We start from the raw sequence: 6,669 nt of genomic DNA, 5'->3' as shown, positions 1-6,669 counted from the left end.
ACGTTTTTCAGGCGTACCGTCACGTTGCCGCTCACCTCTGGTGATACCAGCATGCTGTAAGGCGTGTTGCTGACCAGAGCCATGAATACCTGACTGGCAGGCGCGTTGACCAGGGCCACGCTGGCACCGGGCTTGAGCAGCACGTCGGGCGCGCCGTGGGAGACGAAGAGGACAGGGTGACGGGGGCTCATGCGGGGCTCCTCGGGGCGAAGTATTCGTGGATCAGGCAGTCCAGGGACTTGGGCGGGTGGCCCACCAGGGCAGCGAAGTCATGGCTGACGGCCGCCAGACGACCGGCGGCGACGCTAACAAACAGCTCGGCCAGCGCGCTGGCAAACCAGCCGGGTGCGCCTTGGGCCACAAGGCTGCCGGTGTAGGCCTCGACCGACACGGCCTCATAGGCTAGGGGCCGGCCGCTGACCCGGGCGATGCGGGTGGCGATGTCGGCATACCCGAGGGCGGCCTGGCCGGTGAGTTCATACACGCGCTTGTCCAGGCGCGGGGCCAGCGCGGCGGCGGCGATGGCCTGGGCCAGTTCGTCGCGGGACACCAGGCTCACCCGCCCCGTGCCAGCAGGCAGGCGCAGCACGCCTTCGGCCAGGGCCGGTTCGGCAAGCTGCCGCAGGTCGTCGGCGTAGAAGGTGTTGCGCAGCACGGTGTGGGCCACGCCGCTGTGTGCCAGCGCCGCTTCCGTCTCCTGGTGGGCGAGGGCGAAGCCGCTCGGGCTGTCGGCATCCGCATCCAGAAAGCTGGTGTACAGGATGTGGCTGACGCCGGCCGCCAGGGCGGCATTGATGGCCCTGCGGTGTCTGGCGCTGCGCCCTGCGCCGGGGCCGTCGGTGGATACCAGCACCAGGCGGCGGATACCGGCAAAGGCGGTGGCCAGGGAGTCGGGCTGGTCAAAGTCTGCCCGCCGGACGATCACCCCGCGGCGGGCCAGCTCGGTGGCCCGGGCCACGTCGCGCACGCTTACGCCCAGCCGTCCGTCGAGCAGCGAAGGCTCGCGGGCGATGAGGTGCTGGACGATGCGCCGGCCAAGCTGGCCGTTGGCGCCGGTGACGAGGATCACGGTGGCTTCCTGGGTTCAAGAATTCGATGGGCGTACTTTAGGCTTTCGATTCGGCTTGAAATAGCCTTTAATGGGGAATTATTTGTTGCTGAATATGAAACAATGGATCGACTCGATGGCATGGCGGTGTTCATCCGCGTAGCGGAGGCCGGCAGTTTCACCGCCGTTGCCGAGCAGCTGGGCCTGGCTCGTTCGGCGGTGACGCGCAGCATTGCCGCCCTGGAGGCGCACCTGGGCGTCAAGCTGATCGCCCGCAGCACCCGCAGTCTCAAGCTCACTGCCGAGGGCGAGGTCTATCTGGAGCGCTGCCGCGAGATCCTGGCGCTGGTGGATACCGCCGAGGGCGATCTGTCCGGCGGCGACCGGACGCCGCGGGGGCCGATCCGCATCAGCGTGCCGGTGAGTTTCGGCGTGCGCCATCTGGCGCCCCTGGTGGCCGACTTCATCACCACCTTCCCCGGGGTGAACCTGGACATCGACTTCAATGACCGCCAGGTCAATCTCATCGAGTCGGGCCTCGACATGGCCATCCGCATCACCACCCAGCTCGACCCGACCCAGGTGGCCCGGCGCATCAGCACCTCGCGCCTGCTGACCCTGGCCTCCCCCGAATATCTGGCCCGCCATGGCCGGCCGCAGACCCCCGCCGATCTGGCGGCCCACCAGTGCCTGGGCTACACCGGCACCGCCCGTGCCACCTGGCCCTACCGGGTTGACGGCGAGATGCAGTGGGTGCCGGTGCAGGGTCGGCTCCAGTCCAACAGCGGCGACGCCCTGCTGGATGCCTGCCAGCGTGGCCTGGGCATCGTGCGCCAGCCCAGCTTCATCGCTGCGCCGGCCATCCGCGCTGGCCTCCTTGAGGTGCTGCTGGTGGACTTCCCAGGCCCGGAGCTGGGCATCCATGCGGTATTCCCGAGCAATCGCTACCTGCCCACCCGGGTGCGCGCCCTGGCCGACTACCTGGCCGAGCGCATCGGCCCCTCGCCCTACTGGGACGCCGGTCTGCCCTGATCGGGCAATCATGTTGCATTGCGGGGTGGGGGATCTTTGCTATAACACCCTCATAACCGGCCCTGACAGAGAGTCCCGCCTTCGCCACGAGAGCGCACAACGCGCCAGACGGAAGCGGGGGGCGCCGGCATGCAGTCGTCCGTGATGAGGGATGCATCCATGAAGCGCGCTGCCTTGGCCGTTGTGGCCGTTCTTGCTGTTCTTTCCGCCTATCTGGTCTTCAACCCCGAGCATGGGTCCGTGCCCGCTGGCGCACCGGCCCACGCGGCCGATGCACCGGTCGCCCTGTCGCCGCCGGTGGCGGGAGTGCCCGACCCGGGCATCCAGGACCAGGACCTGCCCTACCGGGAAGCCTGTGCCCGGGAAGGCCTGAGTGAGTCGGAATGCGTCGGCCGGCTGATCTGGTTCAAGGCCACCGGCGGCAACGAGCGCTTCCACACCTACACCTTCCAGCAACGGGTCGGCGTACTGGTGGACTGGTTCCGCGTGCTGCGCGCCGACCAGCGCGATGACCGCTTCTGGGCCTGGGGCATCATCAACGACCCCTCCTGCTGCACCCCGGGCTCCGACGGCTGCCCGGCGAAGTCGCTTGACGAAACCTACGGCTTCGACTGGTGCCCCGGTGACGACGTGCTCCTGAAATACGTGGGCAAGGCCGGCTACGTGGACCCGGCCTGCGGCCTGAAGGACGCCGCCCTTGACCCGGAAGACCCCCACAGCCAGGGTGGCAAGTCCGACCAGCGCCACAGCGCCTGTGACCTCAACTTCGGCACCTCCACCGGTGCCCTGGGCATCCGCAAGTTCCCCAACCCGCGCTTCGATGCCGCCCGCTGGGCTGCCGTGAATGGCGGCAATGCCAGCTGGTCCGGCTTCAACCGCAAGATGGACAGCGTCACCGGCCTGGAGTCCGACAGCCGGGTCAGCAAGCTGGCCGATGCCTCCATAGAGCCACCCTTCCTGATCGGCACCTCCTGCGGCTCCTGCCACATCGCCTTCGACCCCCTCAACCCGCCAGCCGACCCGGCCCACCCCAAGTGGGAGAACATCAAGGGCCTGGTGGGCAATCAATACACCCGCATGTCCGAACTGCTCGGCTCCGGCATGCACAAGACTGCCCTTGAGTACCAGATGTTCGCCCACGCCCGCCCGGGCGTCACCGACACCTCGGCCATCTCCCACGACCAGGTGAACAACCCCGGCACCATCAACGCGCTGATCAACGTGGCCCAGCGCCCGGTGTTCAAGGGCGAGGCGGTGAGCAAGTGGCGCAAGGTGGCCCAGTGCGGCGCCGAAAAGGACGAGGCCAAGTGCTGGTGCGAGCCCGGCCGCCAGGGCAAGTGCTGGCAGTTCGGCACCCGCAATGACGACGTGACCCCGGTCTTCCTGGGCGGCACCAAGGTCAATCTGCCCGGTGTGCATCACATCCTCAAGGGCGGCGAAGACTCCACCGGTGCCCACGAGGCCATCCAGCGGGTGTACTTCAACATCGGCTCCTGCGCCGAGCAGTGCTGGGTCAACCACTTCACCGACATGCGCCAGGTGGACCCGGAGCAGCGCGGCTTTGGCCAGACGCCCTTCAACGTGGGCCAGTGCCGGCGTGACTGCCCCAGCTTCCGGGCGGTGGAAGACCGCCTGCAGAACCTCCTGGATTTCTTCGCCTCGGCCGAATCCGACGAGACCGACCTGCACGCCGCCCGCGCCAACGCCCGCAAGGCGAAGAGCCCGGCGGCGGCCTATACCCGCGCCGACCTGGTGGCCGATCTGGAGAAGGAGTTCGGCAAGGGCGCCGTGGCCCGGGGCCAGGCGGTGTTTGCCGACAACTGCGCGCGCTGCCATTCGAGCATCCCCGAGGCCGAGGGTGGCCCCTTCAAGAGCCGTGACTTTGCCGCCCCCAACGAAGCCCACCCGCGCAAGGTGCGCGCCGACTTCCTGGGCAACGACCAGGCCGTGCCGGTGACCGAGGTGGGCACTTTCCGCTGCCGGGCCCTGCACTCCAACCACATGGCCGGCCACCTCTACATGGAGTACGGCGCCGAGAGCCTGCGTGGCCGCGGCGTGGTGGCCGACATCCCCGAGCCCGAAGCCCTCAAGAACGGTGGCCGGGGCTACCTGCGCAACATCTCCCTGGTGAATGTGTGGAGCACCGCACCCTTCATGCACAACAACGCCATCGGCCCGGAGATCTGCGGCAAGCCCGCCAACAAGGACAACGACTTTCACCGCGCCCGCTACGCCGATGGAGACAACCGCCTGCTCGCCAGCCAGCCCGAGTGCCTGCGTTACGACCCCAGCGTGGAGGGCCGTTTCGACCTCTACAAGCGCTCCATGCACGAGCTGCTGCACCCGGGCGAACGGGGCCGCAAGATCACCCTGACCAACGCCGATCTGCTCATCGACCTGGGCATCCGCCCCGTCGAGGGCAAGACAGAGAAACCCCTGGGCGGCTTCGGCCAGGTGAAGATCCCCATGGGCGTGAGTGCCGGCTTCCTCAACGGCCTGCTCCACAAGCAGCTCATCGGCGATCTCTTCCTGGCCAAGCGCGACCCGGCCCGGCTGGAGGCCGCCGGCAGGAAGGATCTGGTACCCACCCTGCAGGCCATCGCCGACGACGTGCTGAAGAACCCGGCGCGCTTCGTGGAGATCCTGCGCGAGAAGCGTGACTTCCTGGCTGCCCACTACCAGACCTGCGACCAACTGGTGGAGAACGAGGGCCACCGCTTCGGCGAAGATCTTTCCGAAGCCGACAAGAAGGCCGTCACCGCCTTCCTCGCCACCCTGTGAGAGGAGCCTCCGCCATGTCAGCCCGCAACCTTGCCCTCTCCCTGTGTGCCGCCCTGGGCCTCGCCGCCTGCAGCAAGGACGTGCCCCAGCCCAACATCGCCTTCGCCCCCTGGGACAAGGCCTACGCCTCCAAGCAGGACCTGGCCCAGGTGGACTACGCCCACCCCCTGTCCACCGCCGAGATCGCCCGCATCACCCCGGAGTGGCTGGCCACCCTCGACCAGGAGCAGATCGACCAGATCTACGCCCGCCTCACCGCCGGCCCCATCCCCGATGGCGCCTTCGACGGCAAGATCCTGCTGCCCCGGGGCGGCACCGGCAATTTCCGCCTGTCGGAGATCGTCGGCGGCTTCACCGGCATGGGCCTCCACCTGAAGGGCCTGGTGCTGGAGGATGTGGGCGAGACCCTGTGGCGAGGCAAGGTCTTCTACCGCAACGAGCGGGTGCTGCGGAACCGCATCGAAGACCTCTCCCTGCTCAAGAAGATGGGCCTGGTGAAGGGCGACCCGGCCAAGATGAACTTCGAGGGCAAGGAGACCTGGCTGCTCTTTCCGGCCAAGCTCTACTGCGGGCAGAGCCTGCTCGATGCCCGGCGCGAGTCCATCATCATCGACTACTTCTTCACCGACGAGATCGCCGGCTACCAGGAGAACCCCGACTTCCTGGCCGGCCGCCGCGGCCTGCGGGTGCGCGACGAGATCCGCATGATCCGCCCCGGCTTTTACCTGGGCCGGGCCTACCTGGACAAGGCCTTCGCCCTCAACTTCACCCTCTACAACAAGGCCATGGACGAGCAGGGGCGCGACGCCTTCGTGAAGACCGGCCAGGTGCAGGAAGACTGCTGGTCCGGCACCCAGCCCCGCAAGGTGCTGGCGGCCGCCGGCGGTTGAGGGGCGGCAGGGTGGAGCGCCGTGATGAGCCGCTGCCTGGCATGGCTGGCCCAGCTGCTGGCCGGGTTGGTCGCGATGGGGTCGGCGTGGGCCGCCGAGTTGTCCGCTCATCTGCCCGCTGACCCACCCGCCGGACCGGCCTGGGTGAGCGACCCGGCCCGGCCTGGCGAACACCTGCCCGTGGCGGGGGCGTCCCTGTTCGATGCCCTGTTTGCCCCCCCTGGCGGTAGCCACGCCATTCCTTTTCCCTTCGAGCGCCTGCTCGCCCGCATCGACGCCGAGCTGGCCCGCGACACGGCCAGCGCCCTGCCGCCGCTGAAGGCCGTGCTGATTCCCCTGGGGCGTTCCCTGCAGCGCAGCGCTGCTGCGCCCGACTACTTCCGCTTCCCCCGCGTGGTGGTGGCGGTGGATGCGCCGCCGGCCCCCGGTTCGCCCTGGCTGCTCAAGGACAGGCTGTATATCGGCTACCTGGAGAAATCCGCGGTGCTCGAAGTCATCAGTTACAACGAAGGCGCCGGGCGCTTCGAGTTCCAGCTGGTCAAGGACTACCGGGCCGGCGGCAAGCCGCAGGTGTATTACGCCAACCGCAACATCTGCATGGCCTGTCACCACAACGCGGCGCCCATCTTCTCCCGCGCCCTGTGGGACGAGACCAACGCCAACCCGGCCATTGCCGCCCGCCTGGCGGCCGAGGGACGCAGCTATTACGGCATCGCCCCGGCCCGCGGGGTGGATATGCCCTACGCCATCGACAACGCCGTGCGTCGGGCCAACCGCCTGGCCCTGACCCAGCGCCTGTGGCAGGAGGGCTGTGGCCCGGCGCAGGCCGGGCAACGTTGCCGCGCCGGGCTTCTCGAGGCGGCCCTGCGCCTGCGCCTGGCCGACGGCCTGAGCCTGCCGTCCGACGCCGCCATCGAC

General features: G+C 68.5%; 5 protein-coding genes and 1 pseudogene. 4 read left to right on the top strand and 2 right to left on the bottom strand.

The window, feature by feature from the left end; genetic code table 11:
* On the bottom strand, nucleotides 1-191 hold a 191-nt coding region (locus J0L98_RS20765; protein WP_296414056.1), incomplete at its 3' end, for a hypothetical protein.
* Nucleotides 188-1,069, bottom strand: coding sequence for an SDR family oxidoreductase (locus J0L98_RS20760; RefSeq protein WP_296414054.1), 882 nt, complete (start codon nucleotides 1,067-1,069; stop codon nucleotides 188-190). The genes J0L98_RS20765 and J0L98_RS20760, both read right to left, overlap by 4 nt.
* Nucleotides 1,070-1,171: 102 nt before the next feature.
* On the opposite strand from J0L98_RS20760, the gene J0L98_RS20755 reads away from it, so the two are divergent.
* The 4 genes and pseudogenes from J0L98_RS20755 to J0L98_RS20740 all read left to right on the top strand — a co-directional run.
* Entirely contained in the window at nucleotides 1,172-2,080 is a 909-nt protein-coding gene (locus tag J0L98_RS20755; protein WP_296414052.1) for a LysR family transcriptional regulator, read from the top strand.
* Between the two features lie 159 nt (nucleotides 2,081-2,239).
* On the top strand, nucleotides 2,240-4,861 hold the full coding sequence (locus tag J0L98_RS20750; RefSeq protein WP_296414050.1) for a cytochrome c: 2,622 nt from the start codon (nucleotides 2,240-2,242) through the stop codon (nucleotides 4,859-4,861).
* 14 nt (nucleotides 4,862-4,875) lie between these two features.
* Nucleotides 4,876-5,751 carry a hypothetical protein gene (locus tag J0L98_RS20745; RefSeq protein ID WP_296414049.1) on the top strand — a complete coding sequence of 292 codons (876 nt, stop codon included), beginning with the start codon at nucleotides 4,876-4,878 and terminating at the stop codon, nucleotides 5,749-5,751.
* Between the two features lie 24 nt (nucleotides 5,752-5,775).
* Nucleotides 5,776-6,669 (top strand): annotated as a pseudogene (locus J0L98_RS20740) (hypothetical protein); the annotation flags it as partial.

It is taken from the genome of Zoogloea sp., assembly GCF_017302315.1.
In the GTDB taxonomy this organism is placed as follows: Bacteria; Pseudomonadota; Gammaproteobacteria; order Burkholderiales; family Rhodocyclaceae; genus Zoogloea.
The sequence above is the reverse complement of the archived record's forward strand: the minus strand, read 5'-3'. Positions and strand labels throughout refer to the sequence as shown.